Origin of the sequence: Methylobacterium sp. J-078 (genome assembly GCF_022829285.1) — a bacterium.
In the GTDB taxonomy this organism is placed as follows: Bacteria; Pseudomonadota; Alphaproteobacteria; order Rhizobiales; family Beijerinckiaceae; genus Methylobacterium.
This window is the reverse complement of the sequence record NZ_JAKSYI010000121.1, coordinates 57453-83239: the sequence shown is the minus strand read 5'-3', so window position 1 is coordinate 83239 and position 25787 is coordinate 57453. Positions and strand designations below refer to the sequence as shown.

Annotated in this window: 18 protein-coding genes; 5 read left to right on the top strand and 13 right to left on the bottom strand. The window is 70.5% G+C overall.

The features are described from left to right. The 7 genes from MKK58_RS22405 to MKK58_RS22375 are packed head-to-tail and all read right to left on the bottom strand — an operon-like array spanning position 1 to position 8017. Complete coding sequence (locus MKK58_RS22405; RefSeq protein ID WP_243914979.1) at positions 1-1224, bottom strand: glycosyltransferase family 4 protein; 1224 nt, start codon at positions 1222-1224, stop codon at positions 1-3. Further along, positions 1221-2066: a sugar phosphate isomerase/epimerase family protein gene (locus MKK58_RS22400; protein ID WP_243914977.1), complete on the bottom strand. Its 846-nt coding sequence runs from the start codon at positions 2064-2066 to the stop codon at positions 1221-1223. The genes MKK58_RS22405 and MKK58_RS22400 overlap by 4 nt, the downstream gene beginning before the upstream one ends. Further along, positions 2063-3652 carry a YcaO-like family protein gene (locus MKK58_RS22395; RefSeq protein WP_243914975.1) on the bottom strand — a complete coding sequence of 530 codons (1590 nt, stop codon included), beginning with the start codon at positions 3650-3652 and terminating at the stop codon, positions 2063-2065. Before MKK58_RS22395 ends, MKK58_RS22400 begins: the two co-directional genes overlap by 4 nt. A 19-nt stretch (positions 3653-3671) precedes the next feature. Next, entirely contained in the window at positions 3672-4673 is a 1002-nt protein-coding gene (locus tag MKK58_RS22390) for a Gfo/Idh/MocA family protein (protein ID WP_243915028.1), read from the bottom strand. Between the two features lie 14 nt (positions 4674-4687). After that, entirely contained in the window at positions 4688-5872 is a 1185-nt protein-coding gene (locus MKK58_RS22385) for a class I SAM-dependent methyltransferase (protein WP_243914973.1), read from the bottom strand. A 31-nt stretch (positions 5873-5903) separates the two neighbouring features. After that, positions 5904-6827 (bottom strand): HD domain-containing protein, encoded by a 924-nt coding sequence (locus MKK58_RS22380; protein WP_243914971.1) that lies wholly within the window; start codon positions 6825-6827, stop codon positions 5904-5906. Beyond that, positions 6827-8017 (bottom strand): inositol-3-phosphate synthase, encoded by a 1191-nt coding sequence (locus MKK58_RS22375; protein WP_243914969.1) that lies wholly within the window; start codon positions 8015-8017, stop codon positions 6827-6829. Before MKK58_RS22375 ends, MKK58_RS22380 begins: the two co-directional genes overlap by 1 nt. A 317-nt stretch (positions 8018-8334) precedes the next feature. On the opposite strand from MKK58_RS22375, the gene MKK58_RS22370 reads away from it, so the two are divergent. Next, complete coding sequence (locus MKK58_RS22370; RefSeq protein ID WP_409565294.1) at positions 8335-9516, top strand: lytic transglycosylase domain-containing protein; 1182 nt, start codon at positions 8335-8337, stop codon at positions 9514-9516. A gap of 18 nt (positions 9517-9534) precedes the next feature. On the opposite strand, the gene MKK58_RS22365 is transcribed toward MKK58_RS22370, so the two are convergent. After that, positions 9535-11151 carry a DHA2 family efflux MFS transporter permease subunit gene (locus tag MKK58_RS22365; RefSeq protein ID WP_243914965.1) on the bottom strand — a complete coding sequence of 539 codons (1617 nt, stop codon included), beginning with the start codon at positions 11149-11151 and terminating at the stop codon, positions 9535-9537. A gap of 13 nt (positions 11152-11164) precedes the next feature. After that, complete coding sequence (locus tag MKK58_RS22360) at positions 11165-12391, bottom strand: biotin/lipoyl-binding protein (protein WP_409565291.1); 1227 nt, start codon at positions 12389-12391, stop codon at positions 11165-11167. 459 nt (positions 12392-12850) lie between these two features. Between MKK58_RS22360 and MKK58_RS22355 the strand changes: the two genes are divergently transcribed. From MKK58_RS22355 to MKK58_RS22340, 4 genes are all read left to right on the top strand, one after another. Then, complete coding sequence (locus MKK58_RS22355) at positions 12851-15370, top strand: PBP1A family penicillin-binding protein (protein WP_243914961.1); 2520 nt, start codon at positions 12851-12853, stop codon at positions 15368-15370. A gap of 260 nt (positions 15371-15630) precedes the next feature. Next, the gene (locus tag MKK58_RS22350; protein ID WP_243914959.1) at positions 15631-18123 is read left to right on the top strand and encodes a heavy metal translocating P-type ATPase; all 2493 of its coding nucleotides are present in this window, start codon (positions 15631-15633) and stop codon (positions 18121-18123) included. Further along, entirely contained in the window at positions 18120-18539 is a 420-nt protein-coding gene (cueR, locus tag MKK58_RS22345; protein WP_243914957.1) for a Cu(I)-responsive transcriptional regulator, read from the top strand. The genes MKK58_RS22350 and cueR overlap by 4 nt, the downstream gene beginning before the upstream one ends. 184 nt (positions 18540-18723) lie before the next feature. Then, positions 18724-19896, top strand: a complete 1173-nt coding sequence (locus tag MKK58_RS22340; protein WP_243914953.1) for a M20 aminoacylase family protein — start codon at positions 18724-18726, stop codon at positions 19894-19896. A 64-nt stretch (positions 19897-19960) separates the two neighbouring features. Here the strand turns inward: MKK58_RS22340 and truB are convergent, their stop codons facing one another. From truB to infB, 4 genes are all read right to left on the bottom strand, one after another. After that, on the bottom strand, positions 19961-20989 hold the full coding sequence (gene truB / locus MKK58_RS22335; protein ID WP_243914950.1) for a tRNA pseudouridine(55) synthase TruB: 1029 nt from the start codon (positions 20987-20989) through the stop codon (positions 19961-19963). Positions 20990-21123: 134 nt separating this feature from the next. Continuing rightward, a complete protein-coding gene (gene rbfA / locus MKK58_RS22330) occupies positions 21124-21576 on the bottom strand; it encodes a 30S ribosome-binding factor RbfA (protein ID WP_243914948.1) in 453 nt (150 codons plus the stop codon). A gap of 151 nt (positions 21577-21727) precedes the next feature. Then, positions 21728-22606, bottom strand: coding sequence for a hypothetical protein (locus MKK58_RS22325; RefSeq protein ID WP_243914947.1), 879 nt, complete (start codon positions 22604-22606; stop codon positions 21728-21730). A gap of 189 nt (positions 22607-22795) precedes the next feature. Beyond that, positions 22796-25729, bottom strand: a complete 2934-nt coding sequence (infB, locus tag MKK58_RS22320) for a translation initiation factor IF-2 (RefSeq protein WP_243914946.1) — start codon at positions 25727-25729, stop codon at positions 22796-22798. Positions 25730-25787 lie beyond the last annotated feature (58 nt).

The window sequence follows — 25787 nt, the reverse complement described above, 5'->3', positions numbered from 1 at the left end:
TCACAGCAGGTGCGGTTCGGCGCGGAAGCGGCAGGACGGATCGTGCGGCAGCACCGTCGGGAAGTCGGTGGCGGGCCGGGCAGGGGCCACGTCGGCGTAGACGTCCATGATCTGTCGGCCGACCGCGCGCCAGGAATAGACCCGCCGGCATTCCGCCAGGCCGTCTTCGGCGAGGCGACGCTGCAGGGGCGCATCCTCGATCACCCGGGCGAGGGCGTCGGCCAGGGCCGGCACGTCGCCCGGCTGCACCAGGAGGCCGTTCTCGCCGTCGCGCAGGCAGTCGGAGACGCCGACCGCGTGGGTCGAGACCACCGCGAGGCCGGCCGCCATCGCCTCCAGGATCGTGTTGGAGAACCCTTCCGCGTAGGTCGGGGATACGAAGACGTCCGCCGCCCGGTAGAGGTCGGGGACGGTGTCGTAATCGGCGTATCCCGTGAAGCGAACCTCGTCGTCCGAGAAATTCAGTTCGGCGGCGCGGGCCTTCGATGAATCCACGTCCGGCCCGATCCCGGAGATCGTCGCCGCGAACGGAATCGCGCGGGTGCGCAGCAGCGCGAGGGCGTCGATGAAGTCGAGTACGCCTTTTCGGCGGTCGACGCGGCCGTGATAGAACAGCCGCACCGGGCCAGGATGGTCTCCGGGGCCGGGCGTGAAGCGTGCGGTGTCGACGGCGCCGGGCACGATGGTGAAGCGCGTAGGGTCCGAGCCGAGCCGGTCGCAGACCTCCTCGACGAAGGAGGCGCCGCCGATCAGCAGGGCGTTGGCATGGGCCAGCACCTCGCACATGGCGACCCGGTGCGTCTCGCAGCAGGAGCCGACCCAGTGGCCGTCGCCGCCCTGGATCGAGACCACGTTCGGCACGCCGATGGCCCGCGAGGCCAGGAGGGTCGCCCAGCCGGTGGGATAGCCGTACTGGGCGTGCAGGATGTCGAACGGCTTCTTCGCGTGCTCGGCCTGGATCGTCGCCACCATCGTGTCGATGTCGCGCTCGAAATCGCCGTTCTCCTGCTCGCCGACCTGTTCCAGGCCGATGACGGTGACGCCGGGCACGGCGGGCGGCGGGCCGCCGCCGTAGACCCGGGTGCCGAAGGCGTCGCCCCGGTACTGCGAGATCATCGTGACGTCGTGGCCGGCCTCGACCAGTTCGCGCAGCAGGTTCTGTGCGTAGACGCTCATACCGGAGATGGCCGGGAAGTAGCGGCGCGAGACGAAGCAGATCCTCACGCGGAGGCTCCCGGGTTCGGGTTGCGGCAGTCGCGCAGGTATCGCAGCGAGGCCGGGACCATCAGGTCGGCGCGGTGGCTCTCGCGGGAGAGTTCGACGCAGATGAGTTTCTCGAAGCCGATCCCGTCGAGGGCATCGAGGACCGCGGGCACGTCCATGTCGCCCTCGCCGAAGGGCAGGTGCACGTGGGTGCCCCGCGCCATGTCCTCCAGGGCCACGGTGCCGATTCGATCCGCGAACTCGCCGACCGCCGCGGCCGGATCGCGCTCGCCGGTGACGAGGCAATGGCCGGTGTCGAGGGCGAGCCGCAAGCCGGGAATGTGGAGGGCGGCGTAGTCGTCCAGCGTCTCGATCAGCATGCCGGGCTCGGGCTCCAGGCAGGCGACCACCTTCTGCTCGGCGGCGTAGGCGACGACCTCGCGCAGGCCCTCATGCAGCCAGCCCTTGGCGTCCTCGACGTCGATGCCGGGTTTCGGCACGCCGGCCCAGAACGAAACCGCCTCGGAATGCAGGATCGCCGCAATGTCGATCGCCCGCTTGAGGAAGCCGATGCGGCGGGCTCGGCCAGCGGCATCACCGCTCACCAGGGTCGGCTCGTGCTTGGCCTTCGGGTCGAGGAGGAAGCGCGCGCCGGTCTCGATGACCGAGCCGAGGCCGAGGCGCTGCAGGCGGCTCGACACCCGCTGCGCCTCCTGCAGCCAGGTCTCGGCGAAGGGATCGAGGTGGTGGATGTCGAGGGTCAGCGCGACGCCCTGGTAGCCGGCCTCTGCGATCAGGTCGATCGCGTCGTCCAGGCGGTGATGGGCGGTGCCGTTGGTGTTGTAGGCGAAGCGCAGGCTCATGCGGCGCGTCCCTGCTGCGCCAGACGGAACGGCGCGTGGTGCGATTCCGGCTCGCGATAGAGCGGGTAGTGCGAGCCGACGATGTGGTCGGCGAGCGCGGTGTCGAACAGGGGCTGGCCCCCGAAGCGCTCGATTGCCTCGGGTGTCAGGCGCACGGGCTTCAGGGTGTCAGTGGCCTCGCCGAAGCGGATCAGCGGGTGGTCGCGCTCGATGAGCTTCTGCGTGTTTCGCTCACCGATGCGGTGATAGCTCATGGTCTCGACCTCGAGCCCCGGCACGATCGCCTTGACCACGCCGACCGCGCCGCCCGGCGGCGAGCAATCAACGTAGAGCACGTCGAACCCGGCGTCCTCCAGGCGCTCGCGGGCGATGCGACCTCGCGCGTGCCCGTCCGGCGCTTCCGTCGTCGACAAGTCCTGGAAGCGCTTGGTCGAGCGCTCGGAATAGACGGTGTCGCGAAGCGTGTCGGCGATGCCCTCCGGCGGATGGACGATCCATTCGAGCATCGCCTTGAGGGCGCGGCTCTCTTCCAGATCGAGGCTCGGCAGCGCCTTGTCGATGAACGCCTTGACGTAGCCGGGCGGCGTGACACGCTCGGCGAAGGCGAGCGGCCCGTGGCCGAAGGCCTTGCGCACGCGGGCGGCCTGGAACTCGAGGAGCGCCTTGCGCAGGGCCCGCTCACGGTCCGGATCGCAGGCCTCGCCGCAGGCCGAGAGCGCGATCGGCACGGGCGTGTCGGCGAGATTGCGGTCGTAGCCGACGACGTAGAGGTTGGTCAGGCCGAACTGGTCCGTGGCGAATTTCGGCAGGGCCTTGATCCCGAGGGCGTCCAGCCGGTCGAGCATGCCGCGCGTCTCGGGGCCGAGACCCTCCGAGAGGTCGAGCATCACGCCCTGGTCGAGGGCGCGGAACAGCAGGCCGTTGCCGTCGCGCTGCAGGAGTTCGAGCAGGCCGTGGCCCAGCGCGAAGTCCACGTCCGGCCCAGCGCCGAGGCCGTTGGTGATGAGGTTGGTGAAGGGCTTGTAGCCTTCCGACAGCTCGAAATAGTCGGTGGCGGCGATGTCCAGCGGCATCAGCACCGTCTCACCGGTGCGGGCGCGGATCGTGGGCGTCCATTCGAGGGTAGTGGCGCGTCCCACCGGGCTGCCGGCCGGCAGGCACAGGGTGAGGGGGTCGGCCACCGCGCCGGCGCCGTAGACCCGCACGAGGTCGTCGTAGCTGGCGCGCTCCTTCTTGCGCGGCATGACGGCCAGCGACGGCATCAGGTTCTCGGCGATCTCCGCCACCGCGCCGATGATCGCCTCGTCGTCGGTGGCGCCGTAGCCGATCCCGCTCGGCATGGCGCCGACGAAGAACGGATCGTCGAGGAACAGCGACACGAACCAGACCGGGATGCCGGTGCGGTCCAGCGGCGCCAGGGGGAAGCCGACGATGCGCCCCTCCGGCAGGATGTCGAGATAGGCGCGCACCGGCTCGGGCAGAGCGGCCGGCAAGCCCTCGATCCGGCGGGGGGCGCCGTAGCTGTAGGCGCGCGGCGCCTTGATCCGGCTGTGGCGGGCGCGGTCGTCCTGGTCCTGCTCGTTCACGGTCGTGGTGTTCCGTTCCTCAGGGCAACGCGGCGTAGGCGCGGGCCAGCAAGCGCATGGTGTGGAGGTCGCGGGTGGCGCTGTAGGCCTCGCGCTCCTCGGGCCGGCGCAGGGCCGAGCCAAAGGCCTTCACCTGTTCGAGGAAGGGCGAGGCCTCCGCGTCGAAGGGTAGACTTTCGGACACGCCGGTTGACCCGTCTGTGAACGACAGGGTGCCGCCCGCCACCTGACCCATCGTGTCGATGGCGGTGAGCAGGCCCTTGGTGCCGGTCACTTCGAGGCGGCGGCGGGGCAGGGCGTCCGGGCAATTGTAGGCGACATGCAGATTGGCGAGAACGCCGGATGGCGTGCGCCCAATCAGGAGGGCGCCGTCGTCGACGGCGTAGTCCTGTGCGCGGGCCTGGGTCAGGGCGGCGAGGTCGTGGATCGATTCGTCGAGGAGGAAGTCGACGAGGTCGAGGCCGTGGGGGGCGAGATCCATCAGGGCGCCGCCGCCGGCCTTGGCCGGGTCGATGCGCCAGTTGTCCTGGCCACTGAACGAGGTCCAGGCGCGCGGCAGCCAGCAGGCATAGACGATGCGGATCGCCGTGACGGTGCCGAGCTGGCCCGCGCGGATCGCGTCCCGCATGGCCCGGTGGGCCGGGTGGTGGCGCTGGTCGAAGGCGGTGCCGTAGAAGGTCTCACTGCCGCGCAGGACCGCGACCATCGCCTCGGCATCGTCGAGGGAGGCCGCCATCGGCTTCTCGCACAGGATGGCCTTGCCGGAGCCGGCCAGGGCCTCGACCGCCTCCCGGTGGAGGTGGTTCGGCGTGGCGACGTAGACCGCCTCCACCTCGGGGTCCTTCACGAGGTCTTCGAGCCGGGCGTAGGCGCGTGCACCTTCGGATTCGGCCGCCATGCGCGAGGCCTCGCCCGGATCGGCGACGGCGACGAGCCGGTGCCCAGCCGCGCGGATGCCCGGCGCCATGTAGTCGCGGGCGACCCAGCCGTAGCCGACGATGCCCCAGGCGACGGGGCTCATCTCCGACGACGCCATCACCAGCGCTCCGGCAGATCGACATAGGTCCGGTCGCGGACCCGGTCGGCCTCCGGCGCGTCGAGGTCGCCCCGCCAGTCGAGGCTGTCCGGCCCGGTGAAGGTGATCGGATAGGTGGCCCGGGCCGCGTACTCGGCCTCGTAGCGCTCGGACGGCCAGCGGATGGCGTAGCGATCCGCCCCTTCGGCGACGTAGAGAGGGTTGAGGCGGAGGGTCCGGCCGGGGCGCGGCACGGTGATGCCATCGATGACCGGCCGGGGGGCCGGGCGCATGCCGGGGCCCGCCACCACCGAGAAGGCCTCACAGCCCGTCAGGTCCTGGGGCTTGCGGGGGGACGGCGCGCGCCGCTCCACCATGGCCCGTGTCAGGTCGTCGTCGTCGTAGACGAGGCCGTCGGGCAAGAGTTCGTCGAGCTCTGCCGCCGAGACGGCGCGTCCGGCCGAGAAGCCCGGGCGGTCGCTGTTGTGGATGTGGCTGACGGCAAGCCAGCCGTCGTCACCGGCGTTCTGGCGCAGGCATTCGAGGACCTCGGCCTTGCGGTCGAGGAAGTAGAAGGCGTCGTTGCAGACGACGAGATCGACCGGCGCGCCCGGGATCGGCCAATCGGGTGAATTCGCATCGAAGCAGACGAGTTGGGCCTGCTTACCGACCACCCAGTGCCGCGCCACCCAGAGCTTGGCGAAGACCACGTCGGCGCCCGCGACCTTGATACCGCGCGTCTGGAACTCGCGCAGGTAGTGACCGATCCCGCAGGCGAACTCGAACACGCAGACGGGATCGTTCCAGTGTGCCTCGAGGAGGGTGAGACCGGCGAGGAAGGTCGGGTCGGTCCAGCGATGGAGGAAGTAGTCGCCGACCCGGCCCCAGCCGAGGAGCCGCACCGCGTCGCGCAAGGTGCGCCGGTCCCGCTCGCGCACGAGTTCGTGCAGGTCGAGGGGATCAGCGGGGGGGCCGGTCCACCAATCGTCCTGATCCGCGAGCAGTCCCTCCAGCGCGAGAGCGGCCTCGCCGGCATCGAGCAGTTCCAGGGTCCGCGCGACGAGGTCGTCGCGGTTGGTCCGGAGGTAGGGAATGCCGTCGATCACGGGCCAACGAGCGCCGCTCTTCCCGTCGCGCAGCGAGTGCGCGGTGTCAGCCTTCAGGAAGCCGCCGGTCTCCGGCGAGCGAAGATCGAAGGGGATCATGACGGGGTGTCCGCTCGGTCGCGAGGAGACATCACGGGATCTGCATGTCCTTCAGAACGCGGTCGTGGAAGCCTTTCACAGGACCCGCATGGACGAGCTCCATCTCGTCGAGGACGGTGCCCATGGTCAGGCTCGCGGCCCGCAGATGCTGGGCGATCTGCAGCACCCGGTCGATGCAGTCCGCGGCGTGGAAGGCGCGGCCCTCCGCCGTGGCATCGTCGGGGAGAACGGCGCGCGCCCGCTCGACCGTCTCGCGCAGGGCCGGATCGAGTTCGTCGAGGGCCCATTGCGTGGTGCGGGCCATGATCGGCAGGAGATGGTCACCGAGCAGCATCTCGCCGGTGAATCCGGCATCCGGCATCGCGGCGTTGTGAAAGTGGTGCGCCATGGCGGCGAGGAAGACCAGGGTCGGGTCGGCCCGGTAGAACGGGCTCAGAACGACGCCGTAGACCGCCACCATCAGGCAGTGCTCGGCATGGTTCTCAGGCGGCTCCAGCAGGATTCGGGGCTTGCCGGGACAGGTCACGCCGGCCCTCGGCTGGTGCGCCAGGGCGGCGACGAAGCCCGGCAGGGGACCCTGCGCGAAGCTCGCCGGCGCGCGCAGGGCCGCCCGGAGGCTGTCCCGCAGGCCGGCTTCGACGCTGTCGGTGACGGCGTCGAAGCCGGAGACCAGGATGTCGGCCGTCGCCCGCTCGTCGAGCCCGGCGGCGCCGAGGAAGGCGGCGTCGAGGTCGCAGAGGCGGGCGGCGGCGAGCGCCTTGGCGGTGATGTCGATGGCGACGGCCTCCGGCGCGGCGCCCCCCATGAGGGCGCCCCAGCCTTGCGCGAACAGGCGCTCGGCGATGGAGCCGGTGCGCCTTGCGGAATGCACGCGCTTGAGGTCGTTGACCTCGACGAGGAGGGCGCGAAGCGCCAGCGGGGCCGCGGGACCGGCGCCCTCCGTCTGCGTCGACATCAGTGCGCGCCGAGCCACTCGAGCAGCATGGTCTGCTGCTTGCCGAAATCGTGCTCGGGGCCGTGGCCGTTCTTCACCATCGGGGCCTTGAAGAAGCTCGAGAGCTGCTCCTGGACACCTCCGTCGCCGCGCTGCTTGGCAAGCTCGAGGACGCGGGCGATCTCGATGACGAGGGGCGCGGCCAGGATCGAGTCCTTGCAGAGGAAGTTGACCTTGATCTGCATGCGCTGGCCCATGAAGCCGCTGACGTCGATGTTGTCCCAGGCTTCCTTGTCGTCACCGCGGGGGCGGTAATAGTGGATATGCACGAGGTGGTCCTCGACCGGGTAGCCGAGGATCGAGTCGAGCACCGTGCCCTTGGTGTTGAGCTTCGACTGGAGCGAGTCCTTGTCGTTGAGCGCCAGACCGTCGCGGTTGCCGAGGATGTTGGTGGAGAACCAGCCGTCCACGTGCAGGGCGCGGGCCTTGAGCGCCGGGGCCAGGACCGTCTTCATCATGGTCTGGCCGGTCTTGCCGTCCTTGCCGGCCACGGGGACGTTCATCTCCTTGGCGAGTTCGAGCAGGGCCGGCACGTCGGCGGCGACGCTGGGGGTGAAGTTGGCGTAGGGCACGCCGCTCTTGATCGCCGCGTAGGCGTAGAGCATCGCCGGGCTGATCGACTCGTCGCTGCTGTCGAGACCCTTCTCGAAGGCGGCCGTCGAGTTCAGGGTCGGGTCGGAGAGGTTCGGCCAGCGTTCGGTGGAGGCGAGGTTGATCACCACGACCTCGTCGAGGTTGCTCTCGGCCTTGAAGCGGCGGAGGTCGTTGGCAATCACGGAGACCGCCTCGCGGTGGTCCTTGGCGACGATGCGGTTGGCGCCCTCGATGTTCTTGCAGAACTTGGCGCTGCCCACGGCCGGCCAGGGCTTGATGCCCTTCAGGACCTGGGCGCCGTTCTCGATGTCCTGCGCGGTAAGGACGCCGTGGCCGGTGGCGGCCGAAGCGAGGTCATCGTCGTTGAGATCCCATCCGCCGAAAACGAGGTCCTTGTAATCGGCCATCCCGGCGACGGGAACGCCCGCGAGGGGCAGGCCATCGAGGCGGTTCGATCCGGATTTGATCATCTCGATGCCTGCGATGGCGGTGGTGGCGACAGCGCCACCCATGCCAACGAACGCAACGCCGACGCGGCGACCGGTCTGCATGCTCATTGGAAAACGGCTTCCTTCTTCGGATTGAACGGAAGCCTTTCCCAACCCGGGGGCCGTACCGTTCAGCCCTCACTAACTGGGCTACCGGGGCTGCGTTCCAACCCTGGCCAGGACGCCTTTTTGACGCGGTTAGGCTGAACGGCGTCCGAACGGAGGATTAAAATTCCGTAAATACAATGCCTTAACCGGGCGTTAAGCGTGCCATCGTTGAATCACGGAGCTGTCCCATTGTGGTCACAGCGACCGGCGAGACGTCCCCTCGCTGAACGACAACGAAGCCGCGCCCCTGAAGGCAGCGGTACGAACAAGGACCAATGATGGGGGTTTTCCCGGAGCCGGCGCTCTGCGCCGACGACGTGAGCCGTCTCGTGCCCAACGAGACCTTCCACGCAGACGACACCGTGGCGTGGCTGCCGCGGACTGAGCGCAAGATGCGCCGGAACCTCGCCGCCCTGGGCCGCCGGACCCTCGCGACGCTCCTCGCGGGCTTGCTCCTCGGCACGGCCCTTCCGCAGAACGCGCTCGCACCCGCGGCCGCCGCTCACGATCGGATCGATGAACGTGCCCTCACGGCGCAGGGTCTGCAGCGCGGACAGTTCGAAAACGCTGACACCTCGAACGCAGCCGACTGGCGTGGGGTTCCCGTCGTCGAGCAGGAACCCGCGACCCTCGACTTGATCGAGAGCGACCTGGCCAATCTCGCCCCCAGCCGGGACGCGTCCGGCACCGAACGCCTGCGCTTCGGCGACATGGCTGTCCCGCGCGAGATCGTGGACACGATTCTGCGCGCGGCCGCCGAGACCGGGGTCGACCCGGTCTACATGATGGCGCTTGCCGACAAGGAATCGAGTTTCTCGACCACCGTGAAGGCCGGGACGTCGTCCGCCGAGGGGCTGTTCCAGTTCCTCTCGGGCACCTGGCTCGAACTCATCCGCAGCTACGGCGCCCGCCACGGCCTCGCCGAGGAGGCTGCGGCCGTGAAGGGGCGCGGCAGCGCCATCACGATTTCCGACGAGGCCACCCGCACGCGTGTGCTGCGCCTGCGCCAGGACCCCTACGTCGCCGCCTTGATGGCGGGCGAACTCATCAACCGCGACAAGGGCCGGATCGAGCAGCGCATCGGCCGCGACCTCTCCACCGCCGAGCTCTACTTCGCGCATTTCCTCGGCACCGCCAGCGCCGGACGCTTCCTCGCGCTCACCGCCGAGAAACCGGGCCAGGTCGCCAAGCAGGTCTTCAAGGCCGCGGCGAAAGCGAACCGCAGCCTGTTCACCGAGAAGGCCGGCAAGGGCCGCCGCAGCCTCACCGTCGCCGAGGTCCGCGAAAAGATCGGCGGCATGATCGACCGCCGCCTCGACCGCTACGAGGGCGTCGCCGCCCTGGCGGCCCCGGAGCTGAAATCCGAGGTGACCCTCACGGAGATCGAGGCCGACGCGGCCCCCGTCCCGGTCCAGGCCGGGCGCGTCCAGGTCACCGAGGCGACCGCGCCGGCCGAGTGAGTCCGGGCCCGGCTCGGTTCAGTGCCCGGCCGGCGCCCCGCCGCCGAGCTTGACCTTGCTGAGGATCATCGCGAGCGGCACCGCCGCCCCCGAGACGAGGCAGAGCGACCAGAACACGTCGATGTAGCCCCAGTACGCCACCTGGGTCTGGAGTTGCTGGCCGATCCAGGCGATGGCCTGACTCCGTGCGTCGACGCCGGACGCCCCATGGGTCTGGAAATACTGCGTCGCCGCCCGCAGGGTCTCCTGGTAGTTCGGGTTGGCGCTGGAGATGCTCTCCCCGAGCCGGCTCTGGTGGAACTGCTGCCGGTAGGCGAGCACGTTCTGGGCGAGGCACACGCCCATCGAGCCGCCGACGTTTCGGGCCACGTTGATCAGGGCCGAGGCCTGGTCGGTCTGGGACTTGTCGATTCCCTCGTACGAGGCGGCGGTGATCGAGATGAAGATCATCGGCAGGCCGATGCCGATGTAGATGCGCGACCAGGCAAAAAACCAGAAACTGGTGTCGCCGTAGAGCCGCGTCAGGTCGTACATCGCCGCCGAGACGATCGCGGCCCCCAGAGCGATGAGATATTTCGGCTGCACCTTCCCTGAGACGCGGCCGATCACCAGCATCATGAAGACCGTGACGAGGCCGCCCGGCGCGAGGACGAGGCCGGCGAGCGTGGCGGTGTAACCGAAATATTCCTGTACCAGTTGCGGCACGAACTGGGTCGTCGCGATCAAGATCGCGCCGGTGGCCATCATCACGAGGAAGCAGGCGCCGAACTGGCGGCTTCCGAGAAGGCGCAGATCCACCACCGGGTTCTTCCGCGTCAGCTCCCAGGGGATCATCGCCACGAAGGCGACGGCGCAGATCACCGCGAACACGACGATGAAGTTCGAGCCGAACCAGTCCTTGCGCTGCCCCTCGTCGAGGACGACCTCGAGCGCGCCGAGGAAGGTGGCGACGAGGAGGAAGCCGATCAGGTCGAAGCGCACGCCCGCGCGCCGCAGGCGCCGACGCTCCGCGACCGCCCCCGGCGGGTCCTCCAGCAGCACGTGCATCAGACCGAGGGCGATCAGGCCGATCGGGCCGTTGATCAGGAAGCACCAGTGCCAGGAGACGTTGTCGGAGAGCCAGCCGCCCAGCGTCGGCCCGACCACGGGGGCCACCACCACGGCAAGGCCGTAGAGGGCGAAGGCCTGGCCCCGCTTCGCCGGGGGAAACGAATCGGCCAGGATCGACTGGGCCAGCGGCGCCATGCCGCCGCCGCCGAGGCCCTGGAGCACGCGGAAGAGCAGCAGCGATTCGAGGTTCCAGGCGAAGCCGCACAGCACCGATGCGACGGTGAAGAGCCCGATGCTCCACATGAAGAACGCCTTGCGGCCGAACCGCTTGGCGAGGAAGCTCGATGCGGTGAGCACGATGGCGTTGGCGACAAGGTAGCTCGTCACCACCCAGGCGGCCTCGTCGGGCCCCACCGCGAGGCCGCCGGAGATGTAGCGCAGGGCCACGTTGGCGATCGTGGTGTCGAGCACCTCCATGAAGGTCGCCAGCGAGACCACCAGGGCGATGGCCCAGGGGTTGTGGCCGCCCGGCGCCTTGGCGGAGGCGCCGGAATCGCCGCCCGCCTGCGCCGTTCCGGCGCTCATCGCGCACTTCCCTTCATCGGACGTGAACCCGGGGCACGATCGACATGCCGGGGCCGATGGCGACATCGGTCGGCCATTGGTCGACGACGATCTTCACCGGGATGCGCTGGACCACCTTCACGTAATTGCCGGTGGCGTTCTGGGCCGGCAGCAGGCTGAAGGCCGTCCCGGAGCCGGGCTGTACGGAATCCACGTGCCCGGCGATCTTGCGCTCCGGATAGGCGTCGATCCGGATGTCGGCATGCTGGCCCGGGCGCATATCGGTGATCTGCGTCTCCTTGTAGTTCGCGATCACCCAGATGTCGTCGGGCACGAAGGTCGAGAGCGTCTGTCCGGCCTGGGCGAACTGGCCCTTGGCGCCCGAGAGCTGGACGAGGCGGCCGGGTTGCGCCGCCGTCACGGTGGTGTAGCCGAGGTTGAGTTCGGCCTGCGCGACCTGGGCGATCCCCATGGCGAGATTGGCCTCCGCGCCCGCCTTCTGGGCCGTCAGGGCATTCACCTGCGTCCGCGCGGCGGCGAGGTTCGCCCGGGACCGATCGTAGCCCGCCTGCTGCTGGTCGAGGGTCGAGGTCGAGGATTGCGAGCGCTGGATGGTGCCGGCGCCCTTCTCGGCGAGGTCCCGGTAGCGCGCCGCGTCCTCGCGGGCGAATTTCAGCGAGGCCTCCGCCTGCTTCACCTCGGATTGCGCGGCCTCGATCTGCGCCTTCTGGCCCTCGATCTGGGCGTCGTAGTTGCGGATCGAAGCCTCGGCGGAGGCGACCTGCGCCTTCGCCTGGGCCAGGGCCACCTCGTAATCGCGCCGGTCGATCTGGAACAGGACGGCGCCGGCCTCCACGTGCTCGTTGTCCGTCACAGGGACAGCGACGATGTAGCCGGCGACCTTCGGCGCGATGGGAAACTGGCGCGCATCCACGAAGGCGTCGTCGGTCGATTCGTAGGGGTGAAGCGCCGTCAGCCAGTAGAAATAGGCGCCCGCGGCGATCGCCACCACGGCCAGCGTGATTCCCAGGGCCCAGACCGGGTGCCGACGCAGGATGTTCGGTTTCTTTGCCTCGGCGGCGGCCTCGTCCGCGCCACCCGCGTCCTGATTTTCGTCCTCATCCGCCGCTTCGGGCCGGTGCGGCTGATCAGTGTCGTCCGGCTTGCGCGCCGCCGGCTGCATCCCCGCCGCGCCGGGCTCGGAAGGGCGCGTGTCATCGCGCGCGGTCTGCCGACCCACGTCCCGCTTTTCCTCAAGCATCGCCCGGTGATCCGCCTGCACGAAGAGCTGCGCAGGTTCATCCCGCGAAACTCGAATTGCCCGCCTCGGATTCAACAAGGGGAGACGGCCCCCATTGTTCCCGCCCGCCCGACAACCGGCGGATGTCCCATGCGGCGGGCGCACGGGGCGGCGTGTCTTCCGAGCCCGTCCCAGGCCCATCTCCGCCGGATCTTCCTCCTCGCCCAGCAAACCAACCTGCGCCCTCCGACGCCTCGAAGCGATGAGCGCCGTTCTGGCCCGCAGCGGGGGTCCGGTGGCCTTCCGCGAATCCGTTGCCGTGCTGGTCGGCCCCGTCGCGTTCGTGGCGCCGGAGGCCGGCCACGGCCCTCGGGGCGGACCGGAACGGCGTAGCTTTGGCGCCGAGAGATGGTCTAGAACCGGCGAACCATTGCGCGGCGCGGTCCCCTGCGGCGCCCGCTCCCGTCACCATGGCTCCCGATGAACCCCCTCGATCCGGACCGCCCGAGCCACGCGAGGCCGGAGCCAGCCAAGCCTGAATCCGCCAAGCCCGAACCCGTCAGGCCCGATCCGTCGAGCCGCGAGACCGACGAGACGCGTGCCGCCGCCCGCGAGGCTGCGGCGGCGGCCAAGGTGTTGGGCCGCCAGCTCGGAGTCCTGGCGGGCCGCGCCGCGCGCGGGGCCGGTCGCCGGGCCGCCGATGCGGCGCGAGCCGCCGGACCCGCCTGGAGGGGGCTCGCCGGCCGGGTTCGCTCGAGGCCGAACAAGCCCGGTGCCGCGCCCCGGGCGATACCCGCTTCCGATCTCCCGCCCGCGGCCTCCCTCGCCGGGCGCCTGCGCCGCCGGCCCTGGCTCGCCGCGTCCCTCGCGCTCGTGCTGCTGCCGCTCGCCTTCCTCGCCGCGCTCGTTCTCTACAGTTTCGCCACCCTGCCGCCCCTCGGCGGCGTGGTGCCGGAGGCGGGCCAGCGCGCGCTCACCGTCGAGGCCGATGACGGCCGGGTCTTCGCCACGCGTGGTGCGTTTCAGGGTCAGAAGCTCACGGCGGCCGAGATGCCGGCGCACCTCGCGCAAGCCGTCATCGCGATCGAGGACCGGCGCTTCCGCTCGCACTGGGGCGTCGACCCGCGCGGGCTCCTGCGTGCCATGTATCGCAACGCCGTCGGCGGCGGCGTGCGCGAGGGCGGCTCGACGATCACGCAGCAATATGTCCGCCTCACCTCCCTGACCCAGGAGAAGACCCTGCGCCGCAAGATCCAGGAAGCGTTCCTGGCCCTGCGCGTCGAGGCGACGATGTCGAAGGACGAGATTCTGCTGGGCTACCTCAACACCGCCTATTTCGGCGCCGGAGCCTACGGCATCGATGCGGCGGCTCGGCGCTACTTCGGCAAGGGCGCCAAGGCACTGACCCTGCCCGAGGCCGCGATGCTGGCCGGCCTCGTGCGCGCGCCCTCGCAATTGGCGCCGACGCGCAACTTCGGCGGCGCCAAGGAGCGCGCCGACGTGGTGCTCCAGACCATGGTCGAGACCGGCGCCATCACCGCCGCCGAGGCCGACCAGGCCCGCGCGCAGACGATCACGCTGCGTACCCCGCCCGAGACGCCGCCGGGCACGAACTACTTCCTCGACATGGTCTCGGCGGAGGCCAAGAAGCTCGCGGACGCGCCCGGCGACGTCACGGTGCGCACCACCCTCAACCTCGACCTGCAGAGCCTCGCCGAAGGCGTGGTCGCCCGCCGCCTCGATGCCGAGGGCGCGAAGAAGAAGGCGAGCCAGGGCGCCCTGGTGGTGCTCAACAAGGAAGGCGCGATCCTCGCCATGGTGGGCGGGCGCGACTACGAGGACAGCCAGTTCAACCGCGCCACCCAGGCCAAGCGCCAGGCCGGCTCGCTCTTCAAGCTCTTCGTCTACCTCACGGCTTACGAGAACGGCTTCAATCCCGATACGGTGCTGGTCGACCGGCCGATCCAGATCGGCGATTGGGAGCCGCAGAATTCGACCGGCCGCTTCAAGGGCGCGGTGCCCCTGCGCAGCGCCTTCGCGCAATCCATCAACACGGTGGCGGCGCAACTCGCCGACGAGGTCGGCATCCCGGCCGTCATCGCCACCGCGCACCGGATGGGCGTGACCTCCGAATTGCCCAACGTGCCGAGCCTGGCGCTGGGCTCGGCGGAAGTGACCCTGCTGGAGATGACCCGCGCCTATGCGGGGGTGCTCGCCGGTGCCGCGCCGGTGGACACGCACAGCGTCCACACCATTCGGGGCGCCCAGCCCCAGCCGTTGTACCTGCGCGCCGAGGCGAAGGCCGGCACCGCGATTCCCACCGAGAGCCGGGCCATGATGCTCGATTCCCTCCAGGCCGTGGTCGATGGCGGCACCGGCAAGGGCGCGCGGGTCGCCGGTCTGCCGGTGGGCGGCAAGACCGGGACGACCCAGGATTACCGCGACGCCTGGTTCATCGGCATGACGCCGGACCTCATCGTCGGCGTCTGGGTCGGCAACGACGACAACTCCTCCATGAACCGCGTCGGGGGCGGCGACATCCCGGCCAGCATTTTTCGCGATTTCGTGCAGCGTGCGACCGTGCAACTCGCCAAAGGCCGCAAGCGTCCCTCCGCCGCGCGAGCCGAACCCGCGCCGGCCCGGGAGGTCGCAACCAATCCCGCCCCCGCCGCGAGCGTGCGCGGCGTGCCCGAGGTGATCGACACCGGAACCCTGGCGTTCCGGGGCCGCACGGTCCGGCTTCTGGGCGTCGACGGGGAGGGCGGGGCCCTCGCCCGCCAGCTCGCCCGCTACCTGCGCCGCCGCGAGGTCGCCTGCGCGCCCCCCGCCGGAGCGGAGGCGAAGGCCGAGCAGCTCCGGTGCCAGATCGACGGCGACGACCTCGCCTCCCTGATCCTCACGGCGGGCGGCGGGCGCGCCGCCGAGGACGCGCCCGCCGATCTCCTGGCCGCCGAGGAGCAGGCGCGCTCCGAGCGCGCCGGCATCTGGGGCCGCCGCTAGCAGCCCTCATGGCGCGGCCCCGCGCGCCGGGGCGGCAACCGGGCTGCGCTGGGTCAGCCATACGCTCGGGTGCCGGATCGCCGCCGATGGGTTGAAATTGGCGCCGGGTGTCGAGGCGAATGCACGGGTGAACCATCGGCGGTGAACCCGTTGCGGTCCCCCACCCCGGGAGGCGGCGCCCCGAGGTATGGCGCAGGAACCGCCTCGCTCGGGCCATCGATGCGCCTGCCCCTTGACCTTCCCACGATGGGAAGCCCCACATGGGGCACATGGACAAGCGCTCGACCCTCGATTCCGAAACGCCCATCTCAGGCCGCCGGCTCAGCCTTCCGGTCCAGGGTCTCTCCTGCGCGTCCTGCGTCGGCCGTGTGGAGCGTGTCCTCCAGGGCCTGCCCGGCGCTTCGGAGGTTTCCGTCAACCTTGCGACAGGCCGGGCCGACCTGCGCCTGACCGGACCGGGTGCCGCGGCCGTCGAGGCCATCGCGCGCGCGGGCTACACCGTGCCGGAGGCCGTGGAGGTGATCGCGGTGGGGGGCCTGTCCTGCGCCTCCTGCGTCGGCCGGGTCGAGCGCGCCCTCGCAGCCGTGTCCGGTGTCACGAACGCGTCGGTCAACCTCGCCACGGGACGCGCCGAGATCCGTTATCCGGAGGGACTGGTTTCTCGGGCGGACCTCGAGGCCGCCGTGAGCCGGGCCGGCTACGAGCCGCTTGCCGCCGCCGAACTCCCGGGCGACGCGCGTGCCGACCGGCAGGCGGAGGAGGCCGCGCGCCTGCGCCGTGACCTGATGCGTGCCGCCGCTCTCTCCGCCCCGGTCGTCGTCCTCGACATGGGCGGTCACCTCGTGCCGGCCTTCGCCCATGCGGTGCATGGCGCCCTCGGGGGCACGGGCGTCGGGCTTCTTCAGGCCGCTCTCGCCACATTGGTGCTCGCTTGGCCCGGTGCGCGCTTCTTCCACCAGGGTTTGCCGAACCTGCTGCGCGGGCATCCGGACATGAATGCTCTGGTGGCGCTCGGTGCCGGTGCCGCCTACCTGTACTCCCTGGTTTCGGTGCTGGCGCCGGCCGTGCTGCCCGCTGGCACGGCGCACCTCTACTTCGAAGCCGCTGTCCTCATCGTCACCCTGATTCTGCTCGGGCGCACCCTGGAGGCCGGAGCCAAGGGCCGCACAAGCGACGCCATCGCCCGCCTCGTCGGCCTCGCCCCCGCCACCGCGCGCGTGATCCGCGACGGCGTCGAAGTCGAGGTGCTGCAGGGTCGCCTCGCGGTGGGCGACGTGGTCCGGGTCCGGCCCGGCGAGCGGATCGCCGCCGACGGGATCCTGGTGGCGGGCGCGAGCTACGTGGACGAGAGCATGGTCACGGGCGAGCCGATGCCGGTGGCCAAGGCGGTGGACGATGCCGTTGTGGGCGGGACCCTGAACACCCACGGCAGTTTCGACCTGCGGGTGACCACCATCGGGTCCGAGACCGTGCTGGCGCGCATCGTCCGCATGGTCGAGGCCGCGCAGGGCGCGAAGCTTCCGATTCAGGCCCTGGTCGACCGGGTGACGGGCTGGTTCGTGCCCGCCGTGATCGGGGCCGCCCTCCTGACCTTCCTGAGTTGGCTCGCCCTCGGCCCGAGCCCGAGCCTCGGCCTCGCTCTGGTCAACGCCATCGCGGTGCTCATCATCGCCTGCCCCTGCGCCATGGGGCTGGCGACGCCGACCTCCATCATGGTCGGCACCGGCCGGGCGGCGCAGTTGGGCGTGCTCTTTCGCAACGGCGCCGCTCTGCAGCGCCTGCGCGACGTCCGGGTCGTCGCCCTCGACAAGACGGGGACGCTCACGGAGGGGCGGCCGACCCTCACCGACCTGATCCCGGCACCCGGCCACGACGCCGACGCGACCCTTCGCCTCGCCGCCAGCCTCGAATCGCGCTCCGAACACCCGATCGCCCGGAGTATCGTGGCAGCGGCAGAGGCGCGGAGACTGGCGCTCGGGACCGTCGACGAGTTTGCGGCGGAGCCGGGCTTCGGCATCACCGGCACGGTCGACGGGCATCGCGTCGTCGTCGGGGCCCGGCGCTTTCTCGATCGACTCGGCATCCCGGCGGACGCCCTGCGTGACGCGGCCGGACGGCTGGAGGCCGAGGGCCGCACCCCTCTCTACGTCGCGATCGACGGGCGCCTCGCCGCCCTTCTGGCGGTGGCCGATCCGATCAAGACCGGCGCGCCCGAGGCCGTGGCGGCCCTGCGGGCGCGCGGCCTCATCGTGGCGATGATCACCGGGGACGCGCGCGGGGCCGCCGAGGGGGTCGCACGCCGCCTCGGCATCGTGGAGGTCGCGGCCGAGATCCTGCCCGGCGGCAAGGTCGCGGCCGTCCAGGCCCTGCGGGCGCGGCACGGTCCCGTCGCCTTCGTGGGCGACGGCATCAACGACGCGCCCGCCCTCGCGGAGGCCGATGTCGGCCTCGCCATCGGCACCGGCACCGACATCGCGGTGGAGAGCGCCGACGTGGTGCTGATGTCCGGGGCGCTGGCGGGCATCGTCACCGCCATCGCGCTCTCGCACGCGGTCATGCGCAACATCCGCCAGAACCTGTTCTGGGCCTTCGCCTACAACGTCGCGCTGATTCCCGTCGCCGCAGGCCTGCTCCACACTTTCGGGGGGCCGCTGCTCTCGCCGGTCCTGGCGGCCGGCGCAATGGCCCTGTCGAGCGTCTTCGTGCTCGCCAACGCCCTGCGGTTGCGCCGAGCGGCCGGGGCGGCATCGTGAGCGCGGACGCCGTCACCATCGGCGAAGCCGCTCGCGGCACCGGCGTCTCGGCCAAGATGATCCGCTACTACGAGGAGACCGGCCTCATCGCCCCGGCCGCCCGCACGGCGAGCGGCTACCGGCTCTACGCGGAATCCGATCTGCACGCCCTGCGCTTCGTGCGGCGTGCCCGCGACCTCGGATTTTCCGTGGAGGACATCCGGGCGCTCCTCGCGCTCTGGCACGACCGCGCGCGGGCGAGTGCGCAGGTGCGCGCCCTGGCGCTGTCACACGTGTCCGACCTGCGCCGGCGCATCGAGGCGCTCGAGGGCATGGCTCGCACCCTGGAAAACCTCGCCGCCCATTGCGGCGGCGATGCCCGACCCGATTGCCCGATCCTCGACGATCTCGCCGCCGGTCCCCATTCCGATTCCTGACCCGAAATCCTGCGTCTCCGAGCGCGCCGCGACACCGGCGTACCGGATTCGACGCCACGAAGCAGCGCTTCGTCGGCATCGGGCGCGTTGACCGCGCCTCTGGCCTCTTGTTTGCTGCGCGTGCGCCGTCGCAACCCCGGCGCGTCCCACCCTGAGAGCCGTCGCCTCTCGAAAGTCGCTTCCCATGCCCGTCCTCGACCGGATCGCCGCCTTCGCGGACGAGATCGCCGCTTGGCGCCACGATCTCCACGCGCATCCCGAGCTGCAATACGACGTCCACCGCACGGCTGGATTCGTGGCCGACAAGCTGCGGGACTTCGGCTGCGACGCGGTCGCCACCGGCATCGGCCGCACCGGCGTGGTCGGGGTGATCCGAGGCCGCGTCTACGGCTCCAACCGGGCCATCGGCCTGCGCGCCGACATGGATGCCCTGCCAATCGAGGAGGTGCGCGATCTGCCCTATCGCTCCACCGTGCCGGGGAAGATGCACGCCTGCGGGCACGACGGGCACACCGCGATGCTGCTCGGCGCCGCAAAGTACCTCACCGAGACCCGCGACTTCGACGGCACGGCCGTGCTGATCTTCCAGCCCGCGGAGGAGGGCGGTGGCGGTGGCGAAGCCATGGTCCGCGACGGGATGATGGAGCGCTTCGGCGTCGAGACCGTCTACGGCATGCACAACATCCCGGGTCAGGCCCTCGGGACTTTCGCGATCCGGCCGGGCCCGATCATGGCCTCCACCGACCGCTTCACCATCACCATCGCGGGCAAGGGCGGGCACGCGGCCCAGCCGCACCACGCCATCGACAGTGTGCTTGTGGCGAGCCACGTGATCACAGCCCTGCAATCGGTGGTGTCGCGCAACGTCGATCCCCTCGAGAGCGCGGTGGTCTCGGTCTGCGCCCTGGAGGCGGGAGAGGCCTTCAACGTGCTGCCGCAATGCGTGACCTTGCGGGGCACCATGCGGGCGCTCTCGAAGCCGATGCGGACCCTGATTCAAGAGCGGATCGTCGAAATCGTCACCCACGTCCCGCGCGGCTTCGGCGCGACCGGCACCATCGACTTCAACAGCGGCTACCCCGTCACCGAGAACCACTCGGCCGAGACGGACTTCATCGCGGACGTTGCGGCGGGCCTCGTCGGCGAGGCGGCGGTCGACCGGGCGGTGGCCCCCATGATGGCGGCCGAGGATTTCTCCTACATGCTCGCCCACCGCCCCGGCGCCTACATCTTCCTCGGGAACGGCGACAGCGCCGGCCTGCACCACCCGGAATACGATTTCAACGACGCCGCCGCCCCGTACGGCGCCTCGCTCTGGGCGCGGGTGATCGAGGCCGGATTGCCGATCCGCGAATAGGCGACCCTTGCCAGCGCCGGCCCGTCATACCGGGCCGGCGTTCTTCGTGCTCCGTCCAGCCCGCTCAGGCCGAGCGGTTCGACGTGCCGCCGAGGTGGAACACCCGGTGGGGCACGAGTTCGCCCCGCTCCACGTCGCCGACCGCCACCAGGATGCCGCCGCAGGTGGCGAAGGCCTTGCCCTCCACGGGAGCGTCGCGCCCGCGCAGGATCACCGGCTGGCCGCGCATCAGGCGCAGGGCCATGTCGCGTGAGACCGGCACCGAGGCGACCGCATCGAGGGCGGTCTCCACCGGATGCAGGGCGCCGCCATTGCCGTCCGGCCCTGCTTCCTCCAGGGCGGCCACGTGGCAGGCATCGGCCTCCGTGAAGGGCCCGACCCGGGTTCGCCGCAGGGCCGAGACGTGGCCGAAGCAGCCGAGCAGGCGGCCGAGGTCGCGGGCAAGCGCCCGAACATAGGTGCCCTTGCCGCAGGCGGCCTCGATCACCGTGCGCTCGGGGCTGTGCTCCACCACGGCGAGATGGTCGATCTGCACGGGGCGCGCAACGAGCACGACCTCCTCGCCGTCACGGGCGAGATCGTAGGCACGCTCGCCCGCGATCTTGATCGCGGAGTAGCGTGGCGGCACCTGCTCGATGGCGCCGACGAAGGTCGGCAGCGCGGCCTCGACGGCCGCCCGGTCCGGACGCGCCTCGCTCGTCGCCACGGGGCGGCCCTCGGCGTCGTCGGTGTCCGTCTCGATGCCCCAGGTCACGGTGAAGACATAGGCCTTGCGGCCGTCCATGACGAAGGGGACGGTCTTGGTCGCCTCGCCCAGCGCGATCGGCAGGATGCCGGAGGCCAGCGGATCGAGGGTGCCGGCATGGCCGGCCTTCTTGGCGTTGAAGGCGCGCTTCACCACCGCGACCGCATGGGTCGAGGTCATGCCCACGCCCTTGTCGAGGATCACCCAGCCGTTGACGTCGCGGCGCTTGGGCCGGTCGGGGCGCGGGCCGCCGCGCGGCGGGCGGCGGCCCTCGGCGGCCGCGGGCCGGTCAGTCGCATTCGGCGGAATGGCGCCTTCGGTGCGCTCGACGATCGGTTCGTTGATCATGGAATCCTCGGTCAATGATCGCGGGGGCCGGGCGGCACGCGCTGCGCCGTCATCCGTCCCATCCGGACGTTTCGAATCGGGTTCGTCCGCCGCCTCGGGCCAGAGAACCAGGGTTTGGGTGTCGTGGTTTCGCGTCAGGCCGCGTCGGGGTCCGGGGCATCGGCCGCCCGGTCCGGATCCTGCTCGTTGCCGGGCGTCCGCGATTCGAGGTCGCGCCGCACCTTATCAGTCCGCAGCAGGGCGTCGATCCGGTCCGCCTCGTCGAAGGTCTCGTCGCGCAGGAAGCGCAGGTCCGGCGCGAACTTGAGATTCACCCGGCGGGCGACCTCCTGCCGGAGCGCCTTCTTGTTGCGCTCCAGGGCGGCGATGACCGGCGCCTCGTTGAGGCCACCGAGCGGCATGATGTAGGCCGTGGCGAGCTTGAGGTCCGGCGACATCCGCACTTCCGGCACCGTGATGACGTGAGCACTCAGCACCGCGTCCTGGATGTCCCCGCGCTGGAGCACCTCGGCGATCGCGTGGCGGATCAGCTCGGCGACGCGCTGCTGGCGCTGCGAGGGTCCGGTCGGGGTCTGTTTCTGGGCCATCAAATTCTGATCGTCTTGTCGTCGAAGCGGTTTCGACACCGGCCCGCCTGGTGACGCTCGAAAGAGCGTTTCTGAAACGGAACGTCGACGCGCCGCCACTCGGGCGAAGCCCGAGCGGGTCGAAACGAAACGGACGCCGAAGGCGCCCCTCTTAGCGCAAATACTCGTTCGGGATATAGGCCTGTTGCGCACGTTTCGCGGTTGCCGGCGTCCGCGCCGGGTGATCGTGGATATGCGCCGTGAACATGCGGTCGATCCACTGGGCGTTCTTGAACACCCGCTTCGAGCGCAGGAGGTTGAAGGGCGCGATCTTGCGCATGGGCTGGCGCGCATTGAACTCGGCCGCCGCCAGCAGCTCGCCGTTCCACGGGTTGGCCCCGTCCATTCCGACATCGTCGAGATAGACCGGCAGGAGGGGCAGGTACTGCTCCGGGCGACCGTCCAGCACCTTCAGGGTGTTCACCGCCGAGGAGTAGTAATCCACGTCCACCGAGATGAAGCCCACCGGCGCATCGGCGGTCACGCTCGCCAGATAGGCGGGAATCGTCTCGGCGACGTCGCCGATGAGGAGCCGGCAGCGCTCGGGCAGGGAGCGACGCAGGGCCTCGAAATCCATCGGGTAGTCACCCTCCTGGAAATACTCGGGCATGTCGCGGTAATCGACCGCCGGGGGCATGCCGCTGCCCGTGTCGAACCCCACCACCTCGATGGCGACCCCGGTCTCGGCCTCGGTGCGCGCGGCGCAATCGCACAGGTTCAACAGCCCGGCGCCGGTCGCGACACCGAATTCAAGGACCTGGATTCGCTTGAGGCCGAGCTTCTTCGCCTCGTCGGCGGCGAACAGCACGGGGAACGCGTATTGCTGCCGAACCATCAGGTCGAAGGCCACCTTGGCCCGGTAGCTGCCGAACAGCGCGACGCCCGCCGAAATGAGGTTGAGGTGCAGCGGCTCGGTCAGCCGCTCCACGATGATCTTCTTGTACTTCTTGTCCGACAGCGCCCGTCGCAGGGCGTAGGAATTCAGCATCATGCCCCCTCGACCGGGCCGCCGTGCCGGCCGTCGCCCTGTCCATATAGGGGGCGCGCGGATCAGGGAGCGAGGCGGGGAGGCCGCTTCCCCCAGACAAACTCGGTGACGCGGTTAAGGCAGGGCCGAAACGCGGAACGGGGCCGCGACCTGCGTCGCGACCCCGTTCCTCCATCTGTCGATGCCGAACGCTCAGAGCGTGCGGCGGATCTCCTCGACCCGGTAGCACTCGATGGTGTCGCCGGCCCGCATGTCCTGGAAGTTCTCGAAGGACATACCGCACTCGTAACCGGCGGTGACTTCCTTCGCGTCGTCCTTCAGGCGCTTCAGCTGGGCGAGCTTGCCCTCATGGATGACCACGCTGTCGCGGATCAGGCGGACATGGGCGCCGCGCTGAACCACACCGTCGAGGATGCGGCAACCGGCGATCTTGCCGACCTTCGACACGTCGAAGATCTGCAGGATCTGAGCCTCGCCGAGGCGCTCCTCGCGGAGCGTCGGCGACAGCATGCCCGACAGGGTCGACTTAATGTCATCCACGAGGTCGTAGATGATGTTGTAGTAGCGGATCTCGACACCGTTCCGCTCGGCCGATTCGCGCGCTTCCTTGTGGGCCCGCACGTTGAAGCCGATGACGACGGCCTTGGAGGCCTCCGCCAGGGTGATGTCCGACTCGGTGATGCCACCGACGCCCGCGAGCAGGATGCGCGCCGAAACCTCGTCGTTGCCAAGCTTCTCGAGAGCACCGTTGATGGCCTCGACCGAACCCTGCACGTCGCCCTTGACGACGAGCGCGAGTTCCTTGCGGCCGGCGCCTTCCTTGAGGTCGCGCATCATGTCGACCAGCGAGCGGTTCGCACCACCCGTGCGGGCAGCGAGGCGCTCACGTTTCTGGCGGGCACGATACTCCGTGACCTCGCGGGCACGGGCCTCGTTCGGGACGACGGCGACGCGGTCGCCCGCATCCGGCGTACCGTTGAAGCCGAGCACCTCGACGGGGACCGACGGACCCGCATAGGGGACGTTCTCGCCCTTGTCGTCGATGAGGGCGCGCACGCGGCCCCACTCGGCGCCAGCAACAACGATGTCGCCGGTGAACAGGGTGCCGCGCTGCACGAGCACGGTGGCGACGGGACCGCGACCGCGATCGAGCTTGGCCTCGATGACCGTGCCCTCGCCGTCACGCGCTTCGTTGGCGCGCAGGTTCAGGATCTCGGCCTGGAGCTGCAGGCCCTCGAGGAGGTCCGGCAGACCGTCTCCAGTCTTGGCCGAGACCTCGAACTCGAGGGTCTCGCCGCCCATCGACTCCACCTGGATGTCGTGCTGGAGCAGCTCCGTGCGGACCCGCTGCGGGTTCGCGTCGGGCTTGTCGATCTTGTTGATCGCCACGATGAGCGGCACGCCGGCCGCTTTGGCGTGGGAGATCGCCTCCACCGTCTGGGGCATGACGCCGTCATCGGCCGCCACCACGAGCACGACGACGTCCGTCACCTTGGCGCCACGGGCACGCATGGAGGTGAAGGCCGCGTGGCCGGGGGTGTCGATGAAGGTCACCATCTCGCCGGACGGCGTCGCCACCTGGTAGGCACCGATGTGCTGGGTGATGCCGCCGGCCTCGCCGGAGACCACGTTCGCCTTGCGGATCGCGTCGAGGAGCGAGGTCTTGCCGTGGTCGACGTGGCCCATGATCGTGACGACGGGGGGACGGGGATCGAGATCCTCCTCCAGGTCCGGCTCGTCGTTGAACAGGCCCTCTTCCACGTCCGATTCCGCGACGCGGCGCACGGTGTGGCCGAGTTCCTCGGCGATGAGCTGGGCCGAATCCGAGTCGATCACATCGGTGATCTTGTGGATCTCGCCCTGCTTCATCAGCAGGCGGATCACGTCCACGGCCCGCTCCGACATGCGGTTGGCGAGTTCCTGGATCGTGATCGTCTCGGGGATCGTCACCTCGCGGGAGAGCTTCTCCTTCTGCTCAACCTGCCGGTTGCCGCTCATGCGCTGCTGCCGGCGACGGAAGGAGGCGACGGAGCGCGTGCGCTCGTCCTCGCCCGAGGTGGCGGTGGCGATGGTGAGGCGGCCACGATTGCGGTCGCCGCCCGGCTGCTTCGGGGTCTTGGGCGGCGTGATGATCTTGAGCGGCATGCCGGGGCGGCGGATCACTCGCTTCTGCTCGCTCTCCTCCTCGGCGGCCTGCGGCCGACCGGCCGTGCGGGCCGGCGCCGCGCCACCGGCCGGACGTGCGGCCGTGGCCGCCGTCGGTGCGGTGGGCTCGGGCTCCGGCGCCGGGGCGGGGCGGGCCATGAAGTTCAGGTCGCGCGGCTTGCGCACGTCGGCCGTGATCGTCTTGCGCGGCTCGGCCGGCGTCGGGCGGGCGGTCAGAGGCGGACGGGCCGCCGGGGTTGCCGGACGCGCGGGGGCCACCGGACGGGCAGTCGCAGCCGGCCTGGCGGCCGGTGCCGCGGGTTCGGCAGCCGGAGCGGCGGCAGCGGGGGCGGGGGGCGCTGCGCGCACAATGGTCGGGGCCGCCGGCATCGGGGCGGTCTTCGACACGGTCGGCGCTGCAGCCGGCGCATTCGCGGATTGAGCGGCTTCCTGAGCGGCAACCTCGGCGGCACGGCGTGCCGCCTCGGCGGCGAGGCGATCCTCCTCCTCCTTGCGGCGGCGGGCTTCCTCCTCGCGCTTCCGGGCCTCGGCGGCCTCACGCTCGCGCTGCTCGGCGGCGAGGCGCTCGCGCTCCGCGGCGGCCTCCGCCTCGGCGCGCTTCTGGGCCTCGGCCTCGCGACGCTTGGCGTCGGCCAGAGCCGCTGCGCGGGCGTTGCTCTCCTGCTCGCTCAGCGTGCGCAGCACGACACCGTTGGCGGAGCGCTGGGCCTGACGCGGGGCGGCGGGCGGCGGGGGTGGCGCAACGCGCGTGGCGGGAGCCACGGGCGTCGTCTCGCGCGCCGGCGCAGCCGGTGCCGCACCGATGACACGGCGCTTCACCGTCTCGACCACGACCTGCTTGGAGCGGCCATGGGAGAAGCTCTGACGCACCGTTCCCTGCTCGATCGGGCGCTTCAAGGACAGCGGCTTCGAAGGGGGTCTCGCCTGCGTCTTGTCGCCCGGATTGTTCGTATCGCTCATTCAGTCCAAACCCTGAGGGTTTCCATCGTCCCGTGAACCGGCAGACTGCTGTGCGCCG